Origin of the sequence: Microbacterium luticellae (assembly GCF_050408645.1) — a bacterium.
Lineage (GTDB): Bacteria > Actinomycetota > Actinomycetes > Actinomycetales > Microbacteriaceae > Microbacterium.
In genome coordinates this window covers 821,480-845,901 of the sequence record NZ_JBNTKE010000001.1, presented here as the reverse complement: position 1 = coordinate 845,901, position 24,422 = coordinate 821,480, and the positions used below count along the sequence as shown (strand labels likewise).

Here is a 24,422-nt window from a genome sequence, read left to right as displayed (position 1 = left end):
ACCCGGCGTCGCTGGCGCGTCGGCAAGCGCTCTAGACTGGTGATCCTATGAACCCTGAAGCCCTTGCCGCCGCCATTTTTGCCGTTCTTGCCCCGCTTGTACAGCAGCGCCGACCGGACGAGCCAGTGGGTGTCACCGCGGCCGATATCGTTTTGGAGCGGCCGCGTAATCGTGACCACGGTGACTGGGCGACAAATATTGCTATGCGCCTGGCGAAACCCCTGGGACTGCCGCCCCGTGAATTGGCCGAACAGATCGCCGAACAGTTGCGTGCCACTGAGGGTATCTCGGGCGTTGAAGTGGCCGGCCCTGGCTTTATCAACATTCGACTCGATGCTGCAGCAGCGGGTGCTCTCGCTCGCACAATCGTCGAGGCCGGTGCTGGCTACGGTGCTAACCAGTCGCAGCAGGGTGTTTCGGTTAACGTCGAGTTCGTGAGTGCCAACCCGACGGGGCCTTTGCACATGGCGCACACGCGGTGGGCGGCTCTGGGCGACGCAGTGGTGCGACTCTTGTTGGCCAGTGGTGCCGATGCGGTGCGGGAGTATTACATCAACGATGCCGGTGCGCAGATGGGACGTTTTGCGCGGTCAGTGCTGGCGGCTATCCATAACGAGCCGCTGCCAGAAGATGGCTATCCGGGTGAATACATTCACGTTCTTGCCGAGCGGGTTGTGAAGGCGCGCCCCGACTTGTTTGACGTTGACCGGGTCGAACAGCTGCGGGTGACCGAAGAGCTCGCCTACGAGTATCAGCTTGCTGAGATTCGTGACTCGCTGCAGCGGTTTAATGTTCCTTTCGAGGTGTGGTTTTCAGAAAAGACCCTGCACGCGCCCGGTGCTGATGGTGGCCCGAGCCTTATTGCGCAGGCCATTGAGCGTCTGCGTGAGCAGGGTCATGTTTATGAGGCCGACGACGCCGTGTGGGTACGCACAACGACATTTGGCGACGATAAAGACCGTGTTGTGCGTCGCTCGAATGGCGAATACACCTACTTTGCCGCCGATGCCGCGTACTACCTGAGCAAGGGCGACCGCGGCTTTGGCAAAAAGATCTATCTGCTCGGTGCCGATCACCACGGTTATGTGCACCGTCTCAAAGCCCTCGCCGGTGCTGCGGGTGATAACCCCGACACTGACATCGAAGTTCTCATCGGTCAGATGGTGTCGATTAACGGTGCACGTCTGTCAAAGCGCGCCGGCAACATCATCGAGATGGACGACATTCTCGAATGGCTGGGCACCGATGCGCTGCGGTATTCACTCGCACGCTACCCTGCCGATTCACCGCTCGACCTCGATCCCGATCTGCTGCGCAAGCGTACCAACGACAACCCTGTTTTTTATGTGCAGTATGCGCACGCCCGCACTCACAACGCAGCGCGCAATGCCACCGATAGCGGTGTTGACCGATCAGTGTTCGAGCCGCAGACGCTCACGCACGAGACCGAATCGGCGCTGCTCGGTGCGCTACAAGAGTTCCCCCGCATTGTGGCCTTTGCGGCGCAGATGCGCGAACCGCACCGGGTTGCCCGCTACCTCGAAGAACTCGCGGGGCTGTATCACCGCTGGTACGACAACTGCCGCATTATTCCGCTCGGCGATGCGCCCATCGAGCCTGTGCATCACACCCGGCTGTGGCTCAACGACGCCACGGGTCAGGTGCTGCGCAACGGCCTCGACCTGCTGGGTGTTCGTGCACCGGAGCGTATGTGAGCGCAGCGATCGACGGGCACGAAGCATCCGGTTGGGGTGCCTCGCAACAGCCGGATGCCGCGCGGCGGCGTCGCTGGCCGTGGGTGCTGGCAATCGTGCTCGTCACCGTGGTGGCCGCGGCCGTTGTTGGTGAGTTGGTGGCGCGCGCGGCCGTAGAACGGACGATTCGCAGCGAGATTATCAACGCTCTTGACCTTCCCGACGATCAGCAACTGCAGATTGACATGGCCCCTGTGACACTGCTGCAATTGGCATCTGGGCACCTGCGCGACCTGCGTGTCGAGTCAGACAGCGTGACCGTCGGCCCGTTTACGGGGGCTGCAGCGGCATCGGCCGAGAGTGTTCCTCTGCGCGGCGGCACGGTGATGGGTGCCGAATTTTCGGTGCGCGCCGACAGCGAACAGCTGCTCGATCTTGTTCGTGATGGTGCTGAGCTTCCTATTGTTACCGACATCACTCTGGCCGATGAGCTCGTAACGGCAGCCGGAAGCATCGACGTTTGGGGCGCATCGATCCCTGTGTCATTGTCGTTCTCACCCGGTGCCGACAGCGGAGATGTCACCATCACCCCGGTTTCAGCGACGCTCGGCAGCGTAACGATCGACGCCGCAGCAATTCAGGAACGTCTCGGATCAACTCTCGGTGCTGCCGTAGCCACACAAAACGTGTGTATTGCCGACCGTATACCGGCCGGCATTGAGTTGGCGAAGCTGTCGGTAGAACAAGACAGCATCCAGGCATCTTTTACCGTAAACCCCGCGATTGCCGATGACGAGCGCCTGCGCGAACCGGGGACGTGTGAGAAGTAAATATCGTGTTGTGTCGGTGTGCTCTAGTATTTTGAGAGCCCGGCTGCATCCCCCTTTCCTGTGATTGGTGATCTGTGAACTCTGCCCTGCCTGTCGAACCGCTTGCTCCGGCCTGGTTAAGAGTCCCCGAAGACCCTAATTCTCTTGCCGCGCGGGTGTGGCCGCATTCTGCGCAGCGCGACACCGATGGTCAACTACACATTGGTGGTGTGGGTACTACGGCCCTTGCTGAAGAGTTCGGCACGCCGCTGTACGTGCTCGACGAGAACGAACTGCGCACGCGCGCCCGCACGGTGCGCGAAGCCTTCGATTCCGCGACGCAGCGACATGGCACGCGCGCACGTGTTTATTACGCCGGTAAGGCTCTTCTGACAACCGAGGTTGTTCGCTGGGTAACCGAGGAGGGCCTCGGTGTCGACGTTTGTAGTCGCGGTGAACTCGAGGTTGCGCTCGCAGCGGGCGCCGATGCGTCGCGAATGGGTTTTCACGGCAACAATAAGAGTGTCGCCGACCTTGAACGGGCCGTCGAGGTAGGAATCGGCAGCATTATTGTCGATAGCCACGACGAGATTGAACGGCTCGCGGCCATCACGCAGCAGCGGGGCGTGCAGCAGCGCGTGCTCGTGCGTGTGGTGAGCGGTGTGCATGCGCAAACCCACGATTTCTTGGCGACGGCGCACGAAGACCAAAAGTTTGGTTTTGCTCCGGATGCCGCCCGCCAGGCCGTCACGCGCATTCGCCAGATCGACGGTCTTGATTTTGTGGGCCTGCACTGTCATATCGGTTCACAGATTTTTGGGTCAGCGGGTTTTGCGGAGTCGGCCCGGCGCATGGTGCAGTTGCACGCCGAGTTGCTTACGGGCGGCGATATTCCGCTGCTAAACCTGGGCGGTGGTTTTGGTATCGCCTATACGTCGGTGGACGAACCCGAAGATTTTACGGTGTTGGCCGAGCAGATTGTTGACGCGGTCGCGCAGCAGTGTCAGGCGCGGGGCATCCGGATGCCGGAACTGGCGTTTGAACCCGGACGCTGTATCTCGGGGCCCGCAGGGGTCACCCTGTATCGGGTGGGTACAACAAAATCGGTGGCACTGGGGGAGCGCAGGCATCGACTCTACGTCAGTGTCGACGGCGGAATGAGCGACAATGCCCGCCCGAGCCTGTATGGCGCTCAGTATTCTGCACGCGTGGCATCGCGGCGCAGCAGCGCAGTACCCGCACTGGCGCGGGTGGTTGGTTCACACTGTGAATCGGGCGACATCGTGGTCGATAACGAGTATGTGCCCGCCGATATAGCTGCGGGCGACACGCTGGCTGTGCCGGCGACGGGCGCCTACTGTTTTTCTCTTGCCAGCAACTACAACTACATGCCGCGGCCCGCGGTTGTTGCCGTTCGTGACGGACACGCGCGCGTGATTGTGCGCGGTGAGACTATTACTGACGTGCTTGCACGTGACACGGGCATTGCCCACGGAGCCGGCGCTGCCGCCGGAGAAGGAGAACAATGACGCAGCAACGCACACTCCGCGTCGCCCTACTGGGTGCCGGTTCGGTCGGATCACAGGTGGCTCGTTTGCTTTTGGAGCACTCCGATGAACTGGCTGACCGCAGCGGTGCACGGCTCGAATTGGCGGGCATTTTGGTGCGCGATCTCGAGGCGCAGCGTGATGTCGAGCTTCCGGCAGAACTGCTCACCACTCAGGCCGACGAGCTCATTGCCGGTGCTGACATTGTTATTGAACTCATGGGTGGTATGGAGCCTGCTCGCACCCATATTCTTGCTGCGTTGCAGTCGGGCGCGGATGTCGTCACGGGCAATAAGGCGCTGCTGGCCACGCATGGTCCTGAGCTTTATGAGGCGGCCGATCAGGTGGGCGCTACCGTTTCGTATGAGGCTGCGGTTGCTGGGGCTATTCCTATTGTGCGACCCCTGCGTGATTCCCTCGCGGGTGATCGCATCATGCGCATTTTCGGGATTGTTAACGGCAGCACGAACTACATTCTTGACCGCATGGATCGCGACGGACTGAGCGCCGAAGAGGCCCAGCAGATCGCCACCGATCTCGGTTATCTCGAAGCCGACCCCACGCTTGACCTTGAGGGTTTTGATGCGGCGCAGAAGGCTGCAATTTTGGCGAGCTTGGCATTCCATACTCCCGTGTCGATCGATGACGTGTACCGCGAAGGAATCGGTTCGGTGACGGCCGACATGATCGCCGATGCCCACCGTGCCGGATACGTGATCAAGCTGCTGGCGGTGTGCGAGCGCATGATCACATCGTCGAAGGCACCGGATGCTGGCGCTGTCACCGCCGATGGCGATGCTATTTCTGTTCGCGTGTACCCCGCCCTCATTTCTCGCGAACATCCCCTCGCGAGCGTGCACGGTGGCAATAACGCCGTGTTTGTGGAGTCAGAGGCAGCAGGCCCACTGATGTTCTATGGTGCTGGTGCGGGCGGTATTCAAACAGCATCGGCTGTTTTGGGTGATGTTGTTTCGGCCGCTCGCCGTCATATCGCCGGCGGTGTGGGCGTGGGTGAGTCCACGCGAGCGAATCTGCCCATTACACCGATCGGACAGGTTACGACGCGCTACCACATTACGATCGAGGTTGCCGACCAGCCGGGTGTTTTGGCTACGGTGGCGGGCATTCTCAGTGAGCGCGGTGTTTCGGTGGCCACGGTCGAGCAGAAGGCCGTGGTCGATGCCGAGGGCACTGCTCGTCTTGTGATCGGCACCCACAGCGCGCGAGAAGACGCTCTGCAGGCAACCGTGCAGGCTCTCGAAGCGCTCGATGTTGTCGAGCAGGTGTCTTCGGTACTGCGTGTCGAGGGTGCTGCATGACGCTCGGCCGCACGGTTGCCGTGCACGTGCCGGCCACCAGCGCTAACCTGGGGCCGGGGTTTGACACTCTGGGCCTCGCGCTCAGTCTTTACGACGAATTAACCGTCACAGAGATAGAGCCCGGCCGCTGTGATATTGCCGTTCAGGGGTCTGGGGCCGATGAGATTTCTCGCGGCCCCGATAACCTCGTTGTGCAGTCAGCCCGGCGTGCTTTTGAGCATGTCGGCGAACCTTTTCCTGGTTTGCGGATTCGCGCTACGAACGGAGTGCCGCACGGCCGGGGGCTCGGGTCTTCGGCCGCCGCCGTGGCCGCGGGGCTTTTGGCCGCTCGCGGACTCATGCGGCCCGAAGTCGCCCTGAGCGACGATGATCTACTGACCCTGGCAACAGAAATTGAGGGTCACCCCGATAACGTTGCGCCGGCTCTGTTTGGTGGGCTGACCATTGCGTGGATGCACGATGGTCGCCCAGCGATGAAGAAACTGCTCGTGCACCGTGGTGTATCGCCGCTGGTGTTTATTCCCGACTACACGATGTCTACGGCTGTTGCGCGCACTCTCGCACCCGTACAGGTGCCCCGTGAAGACGCCGTGTTTAATGTTTCGCGGTCAGCGCTGCTGATTGCTGCGCTCACACAAAGCCCGGAACTGCTCCTGGCGGCAACAGAAGACAAACTGCACCAAAACTATCGGGCGCAGGCGATGCCACCCACGAGCGCGCTCATTGCGCGTTTGCGGGCAGCGGGACATGCAGCGGTTGTTTCTGGTGCGGGGCCCAGCGTGTTAGTGCTCGCTGACGGCCCGGGCGAGAGGCTCGATGCTGTGGCTATCGCCGAATCGGCGAACGACGCGCGCTGGCAAGCGCATATGCTCGCCGTCGATGTCAGAGGTGGTAGAGTAAGAGACATCACGGAGGATTCCACGCCACTGGCGTGATCTGGACCTTCGTCGCATTTCTGCGAATCCCCGCACTCCGGGTAATTGGCTATTGGTGTGTGTTTCTTGCGCATCTTTGTGTGGTCATTCCCGATGTTTATGGTGCGGTGGGAGACATTCCCCGATAAATCAAGGAGAACTCGTGGATCCTCTCTTCGAGACCACCGATGCACCGTCGACCCCAGCAGCGACGACCGCTGCTTCTGCGGCTGACGGCTCATCAACCACCCCCGACAGTGCCGAACAGGCACCGACCACGCCCGCACGCAAGCGTGCACCACGGCGTGCAACAACAGCCTCTGCCGCCGCTCGCGCGGAAGCGTCGACAACCGACGCCGATAGTGAGCCCACAGAAAAACCAGCAGCGACGACCGCTAAGAAGTCATCAGCGGCCGCAGACAAGACAGACCCTGCTGCCGCGCCGGTAGCAGAGTCAGCGGAGCCCGCAGCAGCACCCGCTCGCAAGCGTGCACCGCGCCGTGCAACCTCAGCCGAAACAAAGACCGCCGCACCGGAGACACCGGCGGCAGATACCGCGGATGAGTCTGCCAGCGACAGCGCCGATAAAACAGCAGAGGCACCGGCCGCAGCTAAGCGTCCGGTTCGTAAACGCACCACCAAAAAGACGGATGAGGCCGCTGCCGAATCAACGGCTGACGCAGCATCCGACAATAAAGACGCGGTGGCCGACAAAGCCGAGGCCGCCCCGAAAGCCGACAACCAATCTTCGGGCGACAGCGATAAATCCGCCGAAACAGATAAGTCGGCCGACAGCGACAAGGCGGCGGAGAAGCCGGCTGCCAAGCGTAAACCTGCTGCCAAGCGCACCACCAAATCGTCGGCCAAAAAGACTGCCGAGGCCGAAGGCCAGACAGACGCTGAAGGCCACAGTGCGGCATCCGAAAAAAATGATTCTGCCGACAGTGGCACAAAAGAAACAGCAGCAGACAACGACAACGCTGCAGGGTCTCAAGAAGCCAAAGAGCGCGAAAGCGCGGCAGACACTGACAAATCAGATGAGCAGTCAGACAACATCCACGATGGCAACCGCGGGCGTAACCGTAACCGCAGCCGCAGCCGTAATCGCAACAGCGATAACGGTTCGTCATCCGACGACGACCAGCACGGCGGCAACACGCGCACCCGGCAGCGCAACAAGCGCCGTAATAACTCCACGTCTGACGAATTTGAGCCCGAGATTGGCGCAGACGATGTTCTGATTCCCATCGCGGGAATCCTGGACGTACTCGACAACTACGCTTTTGTGCGCACAACCGGATACTTGGCAGGCACCAGCGACGTGTACGTTTCGCTCGGCCAGGTCAAGAAATACCACCTGCGCAAGGGCGATGCGATCGTTGGAGCCATCAAGCAGCCCCGCGAAGGCGAGCAGCACGGGCGTCAAAAATACAACGCGCTCGTCAAGGTCGACTCCATCAACGGACTCTCGGTCGATGACGCAGCATCGCGCGTTGACTTCAACAACCTCACCCCGCTGTACCCGCAAGAGCGTCTGCGGCTCGAGACAGCGCCAGAAAAACTCACGCAGCGCATCATCGACCTGGTGGCCCCGATCGGTAAAGGCCAGCGCGGGCTTATTGTTGCACCCCCCAAGGCGGGTAAGACGATCGTGCTGCAGCAGATTGCCAACGCCATCGCGCACAACAACCCCGAAGCCCACCTCATGGTCGTTCTCGTCGACGAACGACCCGAAGAGGTCACGGACATGCAACGCAGCGTCAAGGGTGAAGTCATCGCATCGACGTTTGACCGCCCCGCAGAAGACCACACCACCGTCGCCGAACTCGCTATTGAGCGAGCGAAGCGCCTGGTAGAACTCGGACGCGACGTCGTCGTGCTGCTCGACTCGATCACACGCCTCGGCCGCGCGTACAACATTTCGGCGCCGGCATCCGGTCGCGTACTCACCGGTGGTGTCGACGCCTCGGCACTGTACCCACCCAAGCGATTCTTTGGTGCGGCACGCAATATTGAAAACGGTGGATCGCTCACGATTCTTGCCACAGCCCTGGTAGAAACCGGCTCGAAAATGGACGAAGTTATTTTCGAAGAGTTCAAGGGAACCGGCAACAGTGAACTGCGCTTGTCTCGCCAACTGGCAGACAAACGAATCTTCCCCGCGGTTGACATCAACGCCTCCAGCACACGGCGTGAAGAAATGTTGCTGTCTGCCGACGAGGTCAAGATTACGTGGAAGCTTCGTCGCGCCCTTGCCGGACTCGACCCGCAGCAGGCCCTCGAGGTTGTGCTGGGCAAGCTAAAAGAAACGGGCTCTAACGTAGAGTTCCTCGTGCAGATGCAAAAATCAATCCCCACTCCGGGAGGCACGGGACACGAAAACAGCATCCGCTGATGAGCAACGTGAAGGTTTCTAATGTTTGAGTCGGTGCAGGGCCTCCTCGACGAACATCGCGAGATCGAGAAACAGCTCTCTGATCCCGAGGTGCACGCCGACGCAGCGCGAGCAAAAAGAATCAACCGTCGGTATGCCGAGCTCAACCGGATCGTGCGTGCCCACGACGAGTGGGTAACAGCCGGAGACGACCTCGAAGCAGCACAAGAATTGGCAGGCGAAGACGAAGCATTCGCCGAAGAAATTCCTGCGTTGCAGCAGCGGTGGGAGCAGGCGCAGGAGCGACTCCGACGCCTGCTCATTCCGCGCGACCCAGATGATGCTCGTGACGTGATCATGGAGATCAAAGCCGGTGAGGGCGGCGCTGAGAGTGCACTGTTTGCCGCCGACCTGCTGCGCATGTATGTGCAGTACGCAGCATCAAAAGGCTGGAAGACCGAGCTTCTTGAGCGGAACGAATCCGACCTGGGCGGGTACAAAGACGTTCAGGTGGCTATTAAAGGATCATCCGCCGACCCCTCACAGGGCGTGTGGGCTCATCTGAAGTATGAAGGCGGCGTGCACCGCGTGCAGCGAGTACCGGCAACGGAGTCGCAGGGCCGCATTCACACCTCAACCACGGGTGTTCTCGTGTTCCCGGAGGTCGACGAGCCCGACGAAATTGAGATCAGCCAGAACGACCTCAAAATCGATGTGTACCGCTCATCCGGTCCTGGCGGACAGTCCGTGAACACCACCGACTCTGCTGTTCGCATCACCCACGTACCCACCGGAATCGTTGTATCAATGCAGAACGAGAAGTCACAGCTGCAAAACCGAGAAGCCGGTATGCGCGTGCTTCGGGCACGACTGCTGGCCAAGCAGCAGGAAGAACGTGAAGCGGCGGCATCCGATGTCCGCCGATCACAGATTCGTGGGATGGACCGATCGGAACGTATTCGCACGTACAACTTTCCCGAGAACCGTATTGCCGATCATCGCACCGGATTCAAGGCATACAACCTGGACCAGGTGATGGACGGCGCCCTCGAGCCCCTTATCGAGTCGGCCATTCATGCCGATGAAGAAGCACGTCTGGCAGCGCTCGGGCACGACGAATAGGCTTCGCACTGACGCACTGACGCACTGACGCGCTGACGCGCCGGCGTCGATGTGCGTTAAATGACGTACTCGGGTGCGGTAAGAAGTGCCCGTGTGTCATCATCCTGCGTGCGCTGACGCGGTTTGGCCGGCACACCCACCAGAATGCTGTCGGCCGGGGCATCCTTGGTAACAACGGCATTGGCCCCAATGACGCTGCGGTCGCCCACCGAAATGGGGCCGAGTACCTTGGCCCCCGCGCCCACGGCGACGCCATCACCGAGAGTCGGATGCCGTTTGCCGCTTGTACGGGTGCGGCCACCGAGGGTCACGCCGTGGTACAGCATCACGTCATCACCGATTTCGGCGGTTTCGCCAATGACGATGCCCATACCGTGGTCGATAAAAAACCGTCGCCCAATGCGGGCTCCCGGATGGATTTCAATACCCGTGAGCATGCGTGTGATCGTTGCTCCTGCGCGGGCAATAAACCGTAGACGGCGACGCCACAGCGCGTGCCACAGCCGGTGTGCCCAGATGGCGTGCAAACCGGGATACAGCACGATTAACTCGAGGTAGTTGCGTGCGGCAGGATCACGCAACCGCGCGGCCGCGAGGTCTTCTCGCAGCCGCGCGTACACCATTCGTACAGCACTCACAGTAGTGATCTACCAATCGCGCAGGTCTTCGAAAAGCGCTGTCGACACGTACCGTTCACCCGTGTCAGGGGCAACGACAACAATCGTCTTTCCGGCATTTTCTGGCCGTGCAGCAACCTGCAAAGCTGCGTGCACCGCGGCACCGCTCGACATGCCCACGAGCAGGCCCTCGCGGGAGGCCAGCTCGCGCGCTACCCGAATCGAGTCGTCGTATTCGACGGCGACGACCTCGTCGAGCACACTGCGGTCAAGAACCTCGGGCACAAAGTTCGGGCCAATGCCCTGAATACGGTGAGGGCCAGGGTGCCCTTCGGTGAGCACAGGGGAGTCTTTCGGCTCGACGGCAATGACCTGAATGTCGGAGCGGGTTTCTTTCAGCACCTGCCCGGTACCCGTAACGGTGCCGCCCGTGCCCACACCAGCGATAAAGATGTCGACGTTGCCATCGGTGTCGCGCAGAATTTCTTGCGCGGTTGTCTCGCGGTGAATGCGCGGGTTTGCTTCGTTTTCAAACTGACGCACCCACACGGCTCCGGGGGTGTCGGCCACAATCTGCTCGGTGACTTCAATTGCACCCGACATGCCCTTGTGAGGGTCCGTGAGCACAACCTCGGCGCCAAAAGCCTTCAGCAATACTCGACGCTCTTTCGACATCGAGGCTGGCATCGTCAAGATCACACGGTAGCCGCGTGCCGCGCCCACCATAGCGAGGGCAATACCGGTGTTACCACTGGTTGACTCAACAATTGTGCCGCCCGGTTGCAGAGCACCCGCTTTTTCTGCCGCATCGACCATGGCAATGCCAATGCGGTCTTTGACGCTGCCCGCCGGATTATAGGCTTCGACTTTAACCAGCACGGTGGCGTCGAGCCCCTCGGTGATGCGGTTGAGACGCACAAGGGGAGTGTTGCCAAATGCGCTGGTGATATCGGAGTGGATTCCGGGCATGGGAAAGCCTTTCGGGGTTAAACTGCCAAGCCTGTGCATCATGCACAAAGTGCAGGGTGCATGCCCAGCCTAAACGCATGGGCGGTGTCGCGGCGCGAGTATGACGCCGATGGTCAATGCTCACTACGCTGGACTACTGTGCCGGATGCTTCGTATACCTATTCCACTGTGCTCTCTGACGCGGCCGATACTTTATCCGCAGCGGGCATCACCGATGCGATGGTCGATGCCGAACTTCTTCTCGGGTTTGTGACGGGACTGAGCCGCGGGGGAGTCGCCGCTGCCGCTATTCGCCGCGACACGTTAGACGCAGCCGCTCACGCGCAGTTTGTGCAGCTTGTTCATCGCCGTGCCGAGCGCGTTCCGCTGCAGCATCTCACCGGTCAGGCGCCTTTTCGTAACCTGGTGCTGTCGGTGGGACCCGGTGTTTTTGTACCGCGCCCCGAGACCGAGGGGGTGGCCCAGTTAGCGATCGATGCGCTGTTGGCTGCAGCACAGCCGACACCTATTGCTATTGACCTGGGCGCCGGTTCGGGTGCGATAGCTGCCGCGATGGCAACAGAGGTACCGCACGCACGGGTGTTTGCCGTCGAACTTTCTGAACAGGCACTGACCTGGGCGCGGCGCAACACGGCCGGCATTCACAACCTCACCCTCATCCACGGCGACCTGGGTGAAGCCTGTTCCGATATTGCAGGGCAGGCTGCGGTGGTTATTTCTAATCCACCGTATGTTCCGGATGCCGCCATCCCACGTGATCCCGAAGTGCGGCTGCACGACCCGCATATGGCACTGTACGGCGGGGCCGACGGCCTCGACATCGTGCGTGTCATTAGTCAACGGGCGCTGCAGCTGCTGCATCCGGGGGGTCTTGTCGTGCTCGAGCATGCCGAGGTGCAGGGTGCAGCTATTCGGGAACTGCTGAGTGCCGATGGGTGGGTGCAAACAGCCACTCATCAAGACCTGACCCGGCGTGATCGTGCCACCACGGCTATCAAACCGGTATAGCACGTGACCTGGCAGCGAAATGATGCGCGTGCCGCGTAGACTAAACGGGTCATGTCCTCTGTCTTCGACTGTCGCGCCCCCGAGGGTCTCCTCGCTGGAATGCGCCATGCCCGCCAAACCCTCGCCCGCGGAGAACTCGTCGTGCTTCCCACCGACACCGTTTATGGTGTTGCCGCCGATGCTTTTACTCCCGCAGCCGTCCAACGGCTCCTCGACGCGAAGGGCCGTGGCAGGCATCAACCACCGCCCGTACTGGTACCGGGCAGAGCGACACTCGGTGCGCTTGTCGAAGCCGTACCCGAGCCGGTAGAGCGCCTCGTCGAAGAGTTCTGGCCTGGTGCTCTCACGATCGTGCTACCAGCCCAGCAGTCGCTCGTGTGGGATCTGGGTGAGACCCGTGGCACAGTGGCCGTACGCATGCCGGCACAGCCGATGACGCTGGAACTGCTCGAAGAGACGGGCCCGCTCGCAGTGTCAAGCGCAAATCTCTCGGGCGAACCCGCGGCGCTCACCATCGACGACGCCCAGCGGATGCTGGGTGACAGCGTCGATGTCTATCTTGATCACGGGCCCAGCACCACCGGTATCGCCTCAACAATTATTGATGCCACCTCTCTCGTGCGCGCGGGTGACGACGACGCTCGCGTTCGCATCCTGCGCGAGGGCGCCATACCGCGGTCGGAACTCGTGCGCGTGCTGGGTGAATTGCTCGAAGTTCCGGACGATTCGGCGTGAAGCAGTATCTGTTCATCATCATCCTGACAGCGGCTGTCACGTTCGCTCTGACATGGGCAGTGTGGCAGCTCAGCTTGCGATTCCGGCTGTATCCCGGCATCCGGGAGCGTGATGTACACACCACTCCCACCCCCCGACTGGGTGGGGTGGCCATTTTTTTGGGAATGGTGGCCGCGCTGACTGTTTCTGCCGCGAACCCATTTTTTGGCAGCGTGTGGGTACGACCGCAAACCATGTGGGCTGTGCTGGGTGCGGCCGCTCTTATTTGCGTCGTGGGCGTCATCGACGACCTGTTCGACCTCGACTGGATGATTAAGCTCGGCGCGCAGTTCGTTGCTGCCGGGCTTATTACCGTCGTCGGAGGGCTGCAGATTCTGTCGCTGCCCATCGGCGAACTGGTCGTTGGGTCGAGCTGGGTCAGCATTGGGCTGACGACGCTCGCGATCGTCGTCGTGATGAACGCTGTAAATTTCATTGACGGTCTTGACGGCCTCGTAGCAGGCGTCTGCCTGATCGCCAACGGGGTGTTCTTCGCGTACTCCTATATTTTGTCGCGAGACACAGGTCAGTCGAGCTATTTCAACCTGGCATCACTGTTGGCAGCGGTGCTCGTGGGGGCATGTCTCGGGTTTTTACCGCTCAATTGGAGCCCCGCGAAGCTCTTCATGGGCGATTCGGGAGCCCTTGTGCTGGGGCTCCTGATGGCGACCTCGGCGGTAGCGATAACGGGGCAGATGAACCCCGCCATGCTCAACCCCGAACAGTTTGGGCGCTCGCAAATGCTGGGTGCCTTCATACCGATTCTTTTGCCCGTTGCCGTCGTCATTCTGCCACTGCTTGATTTCGGGCTGGCCGTGCTGCGGCGCATGCGGGCAGGAAAATCACCGTTCGCTCCGGATCGCCAGCATTTACACCACCGGATGCTTGACCTTGGCCACCGTGATCGCGATGCGGTCGTCATCTTCTACGCCTGGACCGCCGTCATCTCTTTGGCGGTCCTGTTGATGTATATCGGTACCAGCAGCGAATGGCCCGGCGACTACCTCTTCGGTGCACTTTTCGCCGTGGTGGGCATTGCCGCCTGCCTTGTAGTCACCCTTAATCCGCATCGGCGCGCAGCGCGCGCTGCTTCGAATGGAGAACATCAGTGACCGAGAAGGTTCAGCTCTCGAGCACCCCTGTGCTGCACACCACGCTGCGCTGGGGGGCCATTATCGGGGGAGTGGTGATTGTGCTGGCCGGGGCGACGGGATGGATTGTCGCGGAGTCGGCCGGTATGTGGAGCGGCGTTATCGGTGCCAGCGTGGGCGTGCTGTTTCCTGCCTTCACCGCGATCAGCATCGTTATTGCTAACCGCTGGTACGGCACGCCGACCTACCTCACGACCTTTTTTGCGATCGTGCTCGGGTTCTGGCTACTGAAATTTCTCATCGTGCTCGTGCTACTGCTGTCGTTGCAGAGCGTGTCATGGATCGTGCCGATAGTTTTCTTCTTTTCTCTTGTGGGTGCGGCCATCGCATCACTGGTCGTCGACCTGGTTGTTTTGCAGCGGATGCGGCTGCCTGCGGTCTCGGATATTACTCTTCCCGCGGTCAACCCCGAAGAGGAACAGGAGCAGAACCCGTGATGCGTTCACGAACGGCCTTAACCTTTGATAGGGTGGATCCCGGCCTTGTGGTCAGTGTTCGGCGGGAGCGCTGATGCGCTGCAAGGAGTACCCCTCACCTTTCACCGCGTTCCACCCTCGACGCAAGAAGCTGGAGCCAACCCGTTGACTCACGTGAAAATGTTCCTCACGGCTGCCTCTGAGATTGAGTTCCACCCACCGTCAATGGGTGACTTTTTCCCTCCGGTGCTATTCCTGGAGGGCACGCCCTTCGCTTTCACCCGTATCAACCTCGCACAGGTCATCGCGACTGTTGTGCTGATCATCGTTCTCTTGATCGGTACCCGGCGACTATCTGTTGTTCCCACGCGGGGTCAGAGCCTTATTGAGTTTTTCTTCGGGTTCGTACGCGACCAGATCGCTTTCCAGGTTTTAGGAGAACGCGACGGTAAGCGGTTCCTCCCGCTGCTGACTGCCATGTTCATGGGCATTCTGTTCATGAACCTCACGGGTGTCATACCGTTCATCAACATCGCAGGTACCGCCGTTGCTGGGGTGCCGATCATGTTGGCGGTTGTCTCGTATATCGCCTTTATCTATGCGGGAATCAAGAAGCACGGTGGGTTGAAGTACCTCAAGCTCTCTCTCGTTCCCAGTGGTGTGCCGATCTACCTCGTGCCCATCATTGCCGTGGTCGAACTGATCTCGACATTCATTGCTCGTCCGGTCTCCCTGTTCTTGCGACTCCTGCTGAACATGATGGTCGGACACATGATGCTCGTGCTGTTCTTCTCGGCAACACACTTCTTCCTGTTGAGCATGAACTGGTTCACGCCTCTCGCCGCGGGCACCTTTGCCCTAAGCATGGCGTTTACTCTCTTCGAGATTTTCGTTTATCTTCTTCAGGCCTATGTCTTCACTATCCTCACCGCGGTTTACATTCAGCTCTCAGTAGCGGACGAGCACTAATCGGGTCTCCAAGCGGAGCCCCGATCCAAGAAAGGAAAACACACAAGTGGACGCAACTACGGTTCTTGCCGCCATCGAAGGAAACATCGCCACGGTCGGTTACGGCCTGGCAGCCATTGGTCCTGCGATCGGCCTGGGCGTCATGATCGGAAAGACCATTGAAGCAACGGCACGTCAGCCCGAGCTTGCTGGCCGTCTGCAGACCACCATGTTTATTGGTGTTGCATTCATCGAGATCCTCGCGCTCATCGGTATCGCCACGCCGTTTATCTTCAACGCTATTTGATCCTCGAGCACGACTGAGACTAAGGAGGCAGCGTGAGCACCACGCTTGTCACTCTGGCGGCCGAAGAGCTGGGTAACCCACTTCTTCCGTCCGACTATGACATCATCTGGTCCAGCGTGTGCTTCATCATCATCTTCCTCGTTGTGTGGAAGGTGGCACTGCCGCGGTTGACTACTATTCTCGATGCACGTTCGGCCGCAATCGAGGGCAACATTGCCAAGGCAGATGAAGCGCAGAAGCAGGCAGAGGCAGCGCTTGAGGAGTACACAAAGCAGCTCGCTGAGGCCCGTGCTGAAGCAGGACAGATTCGCGATGCCGCCCGTGAGGATGGCAAGAAGATCGTCGCAGAAGCCAAAGAAGCGGCAACTTCTGAAGCTGCACGGGTGACCTCTGCAGCCCAGACGCAAATCGAGGCAGAACGTCAGGCGGCTCTGGTGTCGCTGCGCTCTGAGGTTGGCACGCTCGCCATTGACCTCGCGGGCGGCGTTGTTCAAGAGACGCTTACCGATGACTCGCGCGCTGCCGCGGTGGTCGACCGTTTCCTGGCTGATCTCGAGGCGGCCAAGTAATGGGTAGCGCGACCACTCAGGCACTTGCGACGTCGGCCCAGGCTCTCGCTGCAACACAGGGGATTACGGTCGGCGTCGGCGGTGAGCTCTTTGCTGCTGCACGCTTGATCGACAGCTCGGTGCAGTTGAGCGGCGCGCTCGTCGACCCTTCTGTGCCCGCTCAGGCTCGGCAGGATGTCGTCGGCAAGATTTTTGCCACGGTATCTGAGCAGGCCCGAGAGGCACTTCGTGTCGCAGCAGCACAGCGCTGGTCGCGGCCATCCGATCTGATCGATGGCATCGAAGAGCTTGCCATTCGTGCTGTTGCTATTGGCGCAAACGACACCGACCTTGAGGGAGAACTGTTCGCAGTTTCTCGCACGGTCGCCGAGAACCCCGACCTCGAACTGGCTCTGGGTAGTCGTATCGGCAATGACGAGGCGAAAGCTCAGCTGGCACAGAGTATTTTTGGCGCAGCGACGAGCCCGGCAACGGCGCTCATCGTTTCGTCACTGGTGCAGCACCCTCGCGGTCGTCGGGTCCGGCAACTTTTGAGCCGGGCGATCCACATCATCGCTACTCAGCGCGAGCACGTTATCGCAACTGTGCACACCGCTGTACCCCTCGGCGATGCTCAGCACAAGCGGCTGAGCGAAGCCTTGCACAAGCGATATGGCACGAACGTCTCGCTGAACATCGTCATCGACCCCTCAGTCGTCGGAGGCCTGCGCGTACAGGTTGCCGATGACGTCATCGACGGCAGCATCTCCGCGCGGCTTGCCGACCTCCGACAGAAGCTCGCGGGCTAACAGGACTTCGCGCGGCTTACCCGCGCAGACCCTCATCAGATATTTAAGGGAAGACAATGGCAGAACTATCGATCAGCCCCGACGTCATCCGTGACGCGCTGAAGGACTTCGCCGCTGCATACGAGCCTTCGGGTGCTTCGGCAACGGAGGTCGGCACCGTCATCGACGCCGCCGACGGTATCGCGCACGTTGAAGGCCTGCCGGGCGTTATGGCCAACGAACTGGTGACCTTCGCTGACGGCACGAAGGGCCTCGCCCTCAACCTCGATGAACACGAAATTGGTGTTGTTGTTCTTGGCGACTTCACCGGTATCGAGGCCGGTCAGCAAGTAACCCGCACCGGCGAAGTGCTCTCGGTACCCGTCGGCGACGGTTACCTGGGCCGTGTGGTCGACCCACTGGGTAACCCCATCGATGGCCTCGGCGAAATTGCTTCGGAAGGCGTGCGTGCCCTCGAACTGCAGGCGCCCGGCGTTATGCAGCGTAAGAGTGTTCACGAACCGCTGCAGACCGGCATGAAAGCCATTGACGCAATGATCCCCGTCGGCCGCGGACAGCGTCAGCTGATCATCGGTGACCGCCAGACCGGTAAAACCGCGATCGCCATCGACACGATCATCAACCAGAAAGAAAACTGGGAGTCGGGCGACACCAACAAGCAGGTTCGCTGCATCTATGTCGCTATCGGTCAGAAGGGTTCGACCATCGCCGCCGTCAAGGGCGCGCTGGAAGAAGCCGGTGCCATGGAGTACACAACCATCGTTGCGGCTCCGGCATCCGACCCTGCCGGTTTCAAGTACCTGGCACCGTACACCGGCTCGGCCATCGGTCAGCACTGGATGTACGACAGCAAGCACGTGCTTGTCATCTTCGACGACCTCTCTAAGCAGGCAGAGGCCTACCGTGCCGTCTCGCTGCTTCTGCGTCGTCCGCCGGGCCGTGAAGCGTACCCCGGTGACGTGTTCTATCTGCACTCACGTCTCCTTGAGCGCTGTGCAAAGCTCTCCGATGAGCTGGGTGCAGGATCGATGACCGGCCTTCCGATCATCGAGACCAAGGCCAACGACGTCTCGGCCTACATCCCGACCAACGTGATTTCGATCACCGATGGTCAGATCTTCCTGCAGTCCGACCTCTTCAACGCCAACCAGCGTCCCGCCGTCGACGTGGGTATTTCGGTTTCGCGTGTGGGTGGAGACGCCCAGGTCAAGTCGATCAAGAAGGTCTCGGGTACGCTCAAGCTCGAACTGGCGCAGTACCGCTCGCTCGAAGCTTTTGCCATGTTCGCCAGCGACCTCGATGCAGCATCGCGGCGCCAGCTGGCACGCGGTGCACGACTGACCGAACTGCTCAAGCAGCCGCAGTACTCGCCGTACCCGGTCGAAGACCAGGTTGTCTCCATTTGGGCGGGCACCAATGGCAAGCTCGACACGATCGAGGTCGAAGACGTCTTGCGCTTCGAACGCGAACTGCTCGACTACCTGCGTCGCAACACGAAGGTACTCGACACACTGCGCGAAACCAACGTTCTCGACGACGACACCGTCGCCGAGCTCGAAAAGCACACCGATGCATTCATCCTGGAATTCGCAGGCGGTAAGGGTCAGGCTCTCGGAGCCCCGGGTAACGAAGAACACTCGGCAGCCGACGCCGAAGACGTCAACCAGGAGAAGATCGTCAAGGGCCGTCGCGGCTGATCGCGCGGATAACGAATAATGGGCGCTCAACTCAGGGTCTACAAGCAGAAGATTAGTTCTGCTCAGACGACCAAGAAGATTACGAAGGCGATGGAGCTCATCGCAGCTTCGCGTATTCAGAAGGCGATGGCGCGTGTTCGCGCGTCAACACCTTTTGCGCGTGCTGTGACCCGGGCTGTATCGGCCGTAGCCACCTACTCGAACGTTGATCATCCGCTGACCCGGGAACCCGAGACAGTCCGGCGCTCTGCCGTTGTGATTTTCTCGAGCGACCGTGGTCTGGCTGGGGCTTTCAACTCGCAGATCCTGCGTGAAGGGCTCGAACTTGCGGAGCTCATTCGTTCCGAAGGTAAAGAACCGGTGTTCTACCTCGTCGGAAGAAAAGCCGTCGGCTACTTCCAATTCCGCAGCATTGCATCCGCTGCGGAGTGGACGGGCGACACCGATACTCCGCAGTTCCGTACGGCCGAAGAAATTTCGGCAACACTGTTGGAAGCCTTCGACCGTGGCGGAGAAGACGGCGGCGTCGACGAGATCCACCTTGTCTACAACCGCTTTGTCAGCATGATGACTCAGCAGCCCGAAACGGTGCGTTTGCTGCCGCTGGAGATCGCCGAATCCGACGAGACGGATGCAGCAGCTCCCGTATACCCGCTGTACGACTTCGAGCCGGATGCTGACACCGTGCTGGATGCCATTCTGCCGGTGTACATCCAGAGCCGAGTATTCAATGCACTGCTCCAGTCGTCTGCCGCTAAGCAGGCAGCGACGCAGAAGGCGATGAAGTCGGCCAGTGACAACGCTGACAAGCTCATCACCGACTACACCCGCCTGCGCAACAACGCTCGCCAGGCAGAGATTACGCAGCAGATCGCCGAGATCGTCGGCGGTGCCGACGCACTCGCGTCGAGCAAGTAGACCATCACGAAAGAGACGAAGAAATGACCCCTACCGCTACGGCCGAACAGGCCACCACCGCGGTCGTCGGGCGCGTTGCACGCGTCAACGGGCCGGTCGTGGACATCGAGTTTCCGCACGATGCGATTCCCGACATCTACAACGCGCTCAAGACGACGATCACCATCGGCGACGACTCGAACGAAATCACCCTCGAGGTTGCCCAGCACCTGGGCGACGACCTCGTACGTGCCATCGCACTGAAGCCAACGGACGGCATCGTTCGCGGGCAAGACGTACGTGACACGGGTGCGCCGATTTCTGTCCCCGTCGGGGATGTCACCAAGGGCCGCGTCTTTGACGTGACCGGTGAGATTCTCAACGCTGAGCCCGGTGAGCAGATTGAAATCACCGAACGCTGGCCCATTCACCGCAAGGCTCCCAGCTTCGACCAGCTGGAGTCCAAGACTCAGCTGTTTGAAACCGGTATTAAGTCGATCGACCTTCTGACGCCCTATGTTCAGGGTGGAAAGATCGGTCTGTTCGGTGGAGCCGGTGTGGGTAAGACGGTTCTTATCCAGGAGATGATCCAGCGAGTCGCGCAGGACCACGGTGGTGTTTCGGTATTCGCCGGTGTCGGCGAGCGTACCCGAGAGGGTAACGACCTCATCCACGAGATGGACGAAGCAGGCGTCTTCGACAAGACTGCGCTCGTCTTCGGACAGATGGACGAACCGCCGGGCACCCGTCTGCGCGTGGCGCTGTCAGCGCTCACGATGGCTGAATACTTCCGTGATGTGCAGAAGCAGGACGTGCTGTTGTTCATCGACAACATCTTCCGCTTCACGCAGGCAGGTTCTGAAGTATCAACGCTTCTGGGCCGTATGCCCTCGGCGGTGGGCTACCAGCCCAACCTGGCCGACGAAATGGGTATCCTCCAGGAGCGCATCACGTCGACGCGTGGTCACTCGATTACGTCACTGCAGGCCATTTATGTTCCTGCCGACGACTACACCGACCCCGCACCCGCAACGACGTTCGCGCACCTTGACGCAACGACCGAGCTGTCGCGTGAAATTGCATCGAAGGGTCTGTACCCTGCGATCGACCCGCTAACCTCGACCTCACGCATTATGGACCCTCGTTACTTAGGTGAGGACCACTACCGCGTGGCGACAACGGTGAAACAGATTCTGCAGAAGAACAAAGAGCTGCAAGAGATCATCGCAATTCTGGGTGTTGACGAGCTGTCAGAAGAAGACAAGATCGTTGTTTCGCGGGCACGTCGCATCGAACAGTTCCTGTCGCAAAACACCTACATGGCCAAGAAGTTCACGGGTGTCGAGGGATCAACAGTCCCGCTGAAAGACACCATCGAATCGTTCGACGCGATCGCTCGCGGTGACTTCGACCACGTTGCAGAACAGGCCTTCTTCAACGTCGGCCCCATCTCTGATGTCGAAGAGAAGTGGGCGCAGATTCAGAAGGAGAACGCATAACCATGGCTCTGCAGGTCAGCCTCGTGTCGGCCGATGCCGAAGTTTGGACCGGGAAAGCAACGCTTGTCGTCGCCAAAACGGTCGAAGGCGAAATCGGAATCATGGCCGGTCACGAACCGATGCTCGCAATCCTCGCCCAGGGTGAAGTTCGAATCACTCAGGAAGATGGCTCGAAAGTGCTCGCAAACGCACAGGACGGCTTTCTTTCGATGGAAGGCGACGAACTGACCATCGTGGCAGGGCACGCGGCACTCAGCGTTTAGCTTCGTCGGCAAGGGCGAGGAAGTTCCTAGGAGCTTCCTCGCCCTTGCTGCGTCTATGGGGGTCTTATGACAATGACAATCCTTTTACCGCCGTCGGAAACAAAACACCCGGGCGGCAATGACCCCGCCTGGCCCATCAACACCTGGGCGCTACCCTCACTCACACCACTGCGCCAACAAACTACCGATGCCCTCATCAACCTGAGTAGCAATCACGACGAGGCGCTGCGCACACTCAAGCTCGGACCGAAGAAAATCGGCGAGATTGAAAAGAACGCGCAGCTAAAACACGCGCCCACCATGCCCGCCATCGATCGCTATACGGGAGTGCTCTACGACGTGCTCGAGGCATCAACGCTCGACGACACGGCGCGCGAATGGTTGCGAGACCACGTGCTCGTCCACACGGCTCCGTGGGGCCCGATCGGCGCTCTCGACGGCATACCCGACTACAGGATGAGTGCGACAACGACTCTGCCGGGGGTAGGGCCACTGCGCCGAGCATGGTCGCAGTACGTGACAGCGGCGCTCGAAGCGCAGCATCCGGAATTCATTATTGATATGCGCTCAGAGGCCTATGTGCGGCTTGGCCCCGTGCCAACAACAACACACCACGTGTATGTGCACGTCGTCACCGAAACGGACGACGGCACGGTGCGAGCACTCAACCATTTCAATAAAAAGGCAAAGGGAGAGCTTGTGCGCGCCCTCGCACAAGAACAGGCGAATATTGCAACCGCAGATGAGTTGATGAGGGTTGCTCACACGCTCGGATACGTGATTCGCGCAACGCCCGAGAAAAACAGAGTGCAGCTGGTGGCTGTTGCTCCGTGACGACACGGGCTAGGGTGAATAAGGCACGGCGTGGAGGAAGTCGTGCCCAAGCAAACCCGACCCGGAGGGTCTCGTATGGATGACTATTACGCATTCAATGCGGCGTTTATTATCGGCATGGTCGTGCTGTGGTTCGTAATCGCAGCCGCTGGTTACGTGCTGTCATCGCTGTTTTTGATGAAGATTTTTGATAAGGCTGGTGTGCAGGGTAAGTGGCGCGCCTGGGTGCCGCTGTACAACATGATGATTTTCACCAAGCTGGGCGACTTGAGCCCCTGGCTTGTGCTGATTGCTATCGGGGCCAGCGCTGTGCTGGGTTGGATCCCGGTTATCGGTCAGCTCATCATGCTGTCGATGGCCGTTGTGGCAGCTATGGCTGCATGGCGCGTCGGCCTGAAGCTGCAAAAAGAGCCGGTGTGGGTAGTGCTTTATGTGCTGCTGAGCATCGTGTGGCTCGGTATTGCCGCCTACGACAAGTCGCGCTGGAACCCCAACATTGCCCCGGCCCCATGGGCAAACAATGGCTTCCTCGCCGACCGCACAGTATGGGACGGCGTGCCCCAGCAGCCCAGCGCTGTCGGAGCACCGCAGCAGGCGAACCCGGGCTACCCCCAGGGTTACCAGGCTCCCGGCCAGCCCGGTGGCTACCCGCAGGCTCCCCAGGGATACCAGCCCCCGGCGCAGCAGCCCGGTGGCTACCCGCAGGCACAGCCTCCCGCACAGCCTCCCGTGCCCCCGGCCCCTCCGGCAAACGGTGGAACCCCGCCGGTACCGCCCACGAATGGTGGTAACCCGCCCACCCCGCCGGCACCTCCCGCGCCTCCCGCGCCCGGTGCCTAAGAAGTAGCCGCAGGCCCTCGATGAATTTCATCGGGGGCCTGCGCCGTTGTACGCCATAGGGGCCCATGACGCGGTAGCGTGGAGGGATGATGGGTCATGAACGTCGGGTCGGGCAGTCGGGGCTAGTGGTTTCGGCAGTGGGCCTGGGATGCAATAACTTTGGTCGCGCCGGCACCGCCACGGAATCTCTGCAGGGTACACGGGCAGTGCTCGATGCTGCGATCGACAGCGGCGTGGTCTTTCTCGACACCGCCGATATGTACGGTCGTGACCCAGGTCTCAGCGAAACGCTGATGGGTGAGGCCCTGGAAGGCCGCCGTGACAGCGTCGTGCTCGCCACCAAGTTCGGCCATGAGCGCGATATGGAATACAACTTTCCTGCCGGGCGAGGCTCGCGTCGCTACGTGCGCCGGGCCGTTGAGGAGTCGCTGCGTCGTCTTCGCACGGACTGGATTGACCTGTATCAGCTGCATTTGCCTGATCCTCAAACACCGATCGCCGAGACTATTGATGCTCTCGACGAACTCGTCAACGAAGGCAAAATCCGCTATTACGGGCACTCAAACTTCACCGGCTGGCAGATTGCTGAAGCAGAGTTCACGGCACGGTCGCGTTCGACGGGCCGTTTTATCTCGGCACAGAACCACTACTCGTTACTGGCTCGCGGGGCAGAACGCGAAGTTCTTCCGGCATCCGAACGGTATGGCCTGGGTTTCTTCCCGTTCTTCCCGCTGTACAACGGCCTGCTGACAGGAAAGTTCACTCGTGAAGGCGGCCCCGCTGGCAGTCGCATTATGTCGACCCGCTCACACCTGTGGGAGCAGGCGCCCTGGGATGCGCTCGATGCCTATCGTGACTTCTGTGATGAACGCGGCATCACAATGCTCGAAGCCACGTTTGGCTGGTTGCTGGCGCAACCCGCCGTAGCAAGCGTGATTGCGGGCGCAACATCGCCCGAACAGGTGTCCGCTAATGCACGCGCCGGACAAGCCTGGTCGCCAACCGAAGAAGATCTGGCGATAATAGACGGGTTCTTCCCCTTGCCGGAAGACCCGGCCGCATAGTG

The 24,422-nt window shown here is 60.3% G+C and carries 24 protein-coding genes; 22 read left to right on the top strand and 2 right to left on the bottom strand.

Annotation, left to right across the window (positions count from 1 at the left end; all coding sequences use genetic code 11):
- The first annotated feature begins 47 nt into the window (after positions 1-47).
- From argS to prfA, 7 genes are all read left to right on the top strand, one after another.
- Positions 48-1,715, top strand: a complete 1,668-nt coding sequence (argS, locus tag ACQUSW_RS04260; protein ID WP_428931005.1) for an arginine--tRNA ligase — start codon at positions 48-50, stop codon at positions 1,713-1,715.
- Positions 1,712-2,524, top strand: coding sequence for an LmeA family phospholipid-binding protein (locus ACQUSW_RS04255; RefSeq protein ID WP_428931004.1), 813 nt, complete (start codon positions 1,712-1,714; stop codon positions 2,522-2,524). Before argS ends, ACQUSW_RS04255 begins: the two co-directional genes overlap by 4 nt.
- Positions 2,525-2,598: 74 nt before the next feature.
- A complete protein-coding gene (gene lysA, locus ACQUSW_RS04250) occupies positions 2,599-4,032 on the top strand; it encodes a diaminopimelate decarboxylase (RefSeq protein WP_428931003.1) in 1,434 nt (477 codons plus the stop codon).
- Positions 4,029-5,369, top strand: a complete 1,341-nt coding sequence (locus ACQUSW_RS04245) for a homoserine dehydrogenase (protein ID WP_428931002.1) — start codon at positions 4,029-4,031, stop codon at positions 5,367-5,369. The genes lysA and ACQUSW_RS04245 overlap by 4 nt, the downstream gene beginning before the upstream one ends.
- Positions 5,366-6,304, top strand: a complete 939-nt coding sequence (thrB, locus tag ACQUSW_RS04240; RefSeq protein WP_428931001.1) for a homoserine kinase — start codon at positions 5,366-5,368, stop codon at positions 6,302-6,304. Before ACQUSW_RS04245 ends, thrB begins: the two co-directional genes overlap by 4 nt.
- A 142-nt stretch (positions 6,305-6,446) precedes the next feature.
- Positions 6,447-8,678: a transcription termination factor Rho gene (gene rho, locus ACQUSW_RS04235; RefSeq protein WP_428931000.1), complete on the top strand. Its 2,232-nt coding sequence runs from the start codon at positions 6,447-6,449 to the stop codon at positions 8,676-8,678.
- A gap of 21 nt (positions 8,679-8,699) precedes the next feature.
- The gene (prfA, locus tag ACQUSW_RS04230) at positions 8,700-9,779 is read left to right on the top strand and encodes a peptide chain release factor 1 (protein WP_428930999.1); all 1,080 of its coding nucleotides are present in this window, start codon (positions 8,700-8,702) and stop codon (positions 9,777-9,779) included.
- A 56-nt stretch (positions 9,780-9,835) separates the two neighbouring features.
- Here the strand turns inward: prfA and epsC are convergent, their stop codons facing one another.
- Both epsC and cysK read right to left on the bottom strand, forming a co-directional pair.
- On the bottom strand, positions 9,836-10,402 hold the full coding sequence (gene epsC, locus ACQUSW_RS04225; protein WP_428931278.1) for a serine O-acetyltransferase EpsC: 567 nt from the start codon (positions 10,400-10,402) through the stop codon (positions 9,836-9,838).
- Between the two features lie 24 nt (positions 10,403-10,426).
- The gene (gene cysK, locus ACQUSW_RS04220; protein ID WP_428930998.1) at positions 10,427-11,365 is read right to left on the bottom strand and encodes a cysteine synthase A; all 939 of its coding nucleotides are present in this window, start codon (positions 11,363-11,365) and stop codon (positions 10,427-10,429) included.
- A gap of 60 nt (positions 11,366-11,425) precedes the next feature.
- Here cysK and prmC point away from each other — a divergent pair, with 60 nt between their 5' ends.
- The 15 genes from prmC (at position 11,426) to ACQUSW_RS04145 (ending at position 24,420) form a co-directional block, all read left to right on the top strand.
- On the top strand, positions 11,426-12,373 hold the full coding sequence (gene prmC / locus ACQUSW_RS04215; protein WP_428930997.1) for a peptide chain release factor N(5)-glutamine methyltransferase: 948 nt from the start codon (positions 11,426-11,428) through the stop codon (positions 12,371-12,373).
- Positions 12,374-12,424: 51 nt separating this feature from the next.
- Positions 12,425-13,108, top strand: a complete 684-nt coding sequence (locus ACQUSW_RS04210) for an L-threonylcarbamoyladenylate synthase (RefSeq protein WP_428930996.1) — start codon at positions 12,425-12,427, stop codon at positions 13,106-13,108.
- Positions 13,105-14,259 (top strand): MraY family glycosyltransferase, encoded by a 1,155-nt coding sequence (locus ACQUSW_RS04205; protein WP_428930995.1) that lies wholly within the window; start codon positions 13,105-13,107, stop codon positions 14,257-14,259. The genes ACQUSW_RS04210 and ACQUSW_RS04205 overlap by 4 nt, the downstream gene beginning before the upstream one ends.
- Positions 14,256-14,735, top strand: coding sequence for a Cg1360 family ATP-synthase-associated protein (locus ACQUSW_RS04200; protein WP_428930994.1), 480 nt, complete (start codon positions 14,256-14,258; stop codon positions 14,733-14,735). The genes ACQUSW_RS04205 and ACQUSW_RS04200 overlap by 4 nt, the downstream gene beginning before the upstream one ends.
- A 204-nt stretch (positions 14,736-14,939) precedes the next feature.
- Positions 14,940-15,683: a F0F1 ATP synthase subunit A gene (gene atpB, locus ACQUSW_RS04195; RefSeq protein ID WP_428930993.1), complete on the top strand. Its 744-nt coding sequence runs from the start codon at positions 14,940-14,942 to the stop codon at positions 15,681-15,683.
- A gap of 46 nt (positions 15,684-15,729) precedes the next feature.
- Positions 15,730-15,969 (top strand): ATP synthase F0 subunit C, encoded by a 240-nt coding sequence (gene atpE / locus ACQUSW_RS04190; RefSeq protein WP_428930992.1) that lies wholly within the window; start codon positions 15,730-15,732, stop codon positions 15,967-15,969.
- 32 nt (positions 15,970-16,001) lie between these two features.
- Positions 16,002-16,538, top strand: a complete 537-nt coding sequence (locus ACQUSW_RS04185) for a F0F1 ATP synthase subunit B (protein WP_428930991.1) — start codon at positions 16,002-16,004, stop codon at positions 16,536-16,538.
- Positions 16,538-17,326, top strand: a complete 789-nt coding sequence (locus tag ACQUSW_RS04180; protein ID WP_428930990.1) for a F0F1 ATP synthase subunit delta — start codon at positions 16,538-16,540, stop codon at positions 17,324-17,326. The genes ACQUSW_RS04185 and ACQUSW_RS04180 overlap by 1 nt, the downstream gene beginning before the upstream one ends.
- Positions 17,327-17,382: 56 nt before the next feature.
- Complete coding sequence (atpA, locus tag ACQUSW_RS04175; protein ID WP_428930989.1) at positions 17,383-19,023, top strand: F0F1 ATP synthase subunit alpha; 1,641 nt, start codon at positions 17,383-17,385, stop codon at positions 19,021-19,023.
- 18 nt (positions 19,024-19,041) lie between these two features.
- Complete coding sequence (locus ACQUSW_RS04170) at positions 19,042-19,941, top strand: F0F1 ATP synthase subunit gamma (RefSeq protein WP_428930988.1); 900 nt, start codon at positions 19,042-19,044, stop codon at positions 19,939-19,941.
- A 23-nt stretch (positions 19,942-19,964) separates the two neighbouring features.
- Positions 19,965-21,419 (top strand): F0F1 ATP synthase subunit beta, encoded by a 1,455-nt coding sequence (atpD, locus tag ACQUSW_RS04165; RefSeq protein ID WP_428930987.1) that lies wholly within the window; start codon positions 19,965-19,967, stop codon positions 21,417-21,419.
- 2 nt (positions 21,420-21,421) lie between these two features.
- Complete coding sequence (locus ACQUSW_RS04160) at positions 21,422-21,682, top strand: F0F1 ATP synthase subunit epsilon (RefSeq protein ID WP_428930986.1); 261 nt, start codon at positions 21,422-21,424, stop codon at positions 21,680-21,682.
- 66 nt (positions 21,683-21,748) lie between these two features.
- Positions 21,749-22,516, top strand: coding sequence for a YaaA family protein (locus ACQUSW_RS04155; RefSeq protein WP_428930985.1), 768 nt, complete (start codon positions 21,749-21,751; stop codon positions 22,514-22,516).
- A gap of 42 nt (positions 22,517-22,558) precedes the next feature.
- On the top strand, positions 22,559-23,356 hold the full coding sequence (locus ACQUSW_RS04150; RefSeq protein WP_428930984.1) for a large exoprotein: 798 nt from the start codon (positions 22,559-22,561) through the stop codon (positions 23,354-23,356).
- 86 nt (positions 23,357-23,442) lie between these two features.
- Complete coding sequence (locus ACQUSW_RS04145; RefSeq protein ID WP_428930983.1) at positions 23,443-24,420, top strand: aldo/keto reductase; 978 nt, start codon at positions 23,443-23,445, stop codon at positions 24,418-24,420.
- Positions 24,421-24,422 lie beyond the last annotated feature (2 nt).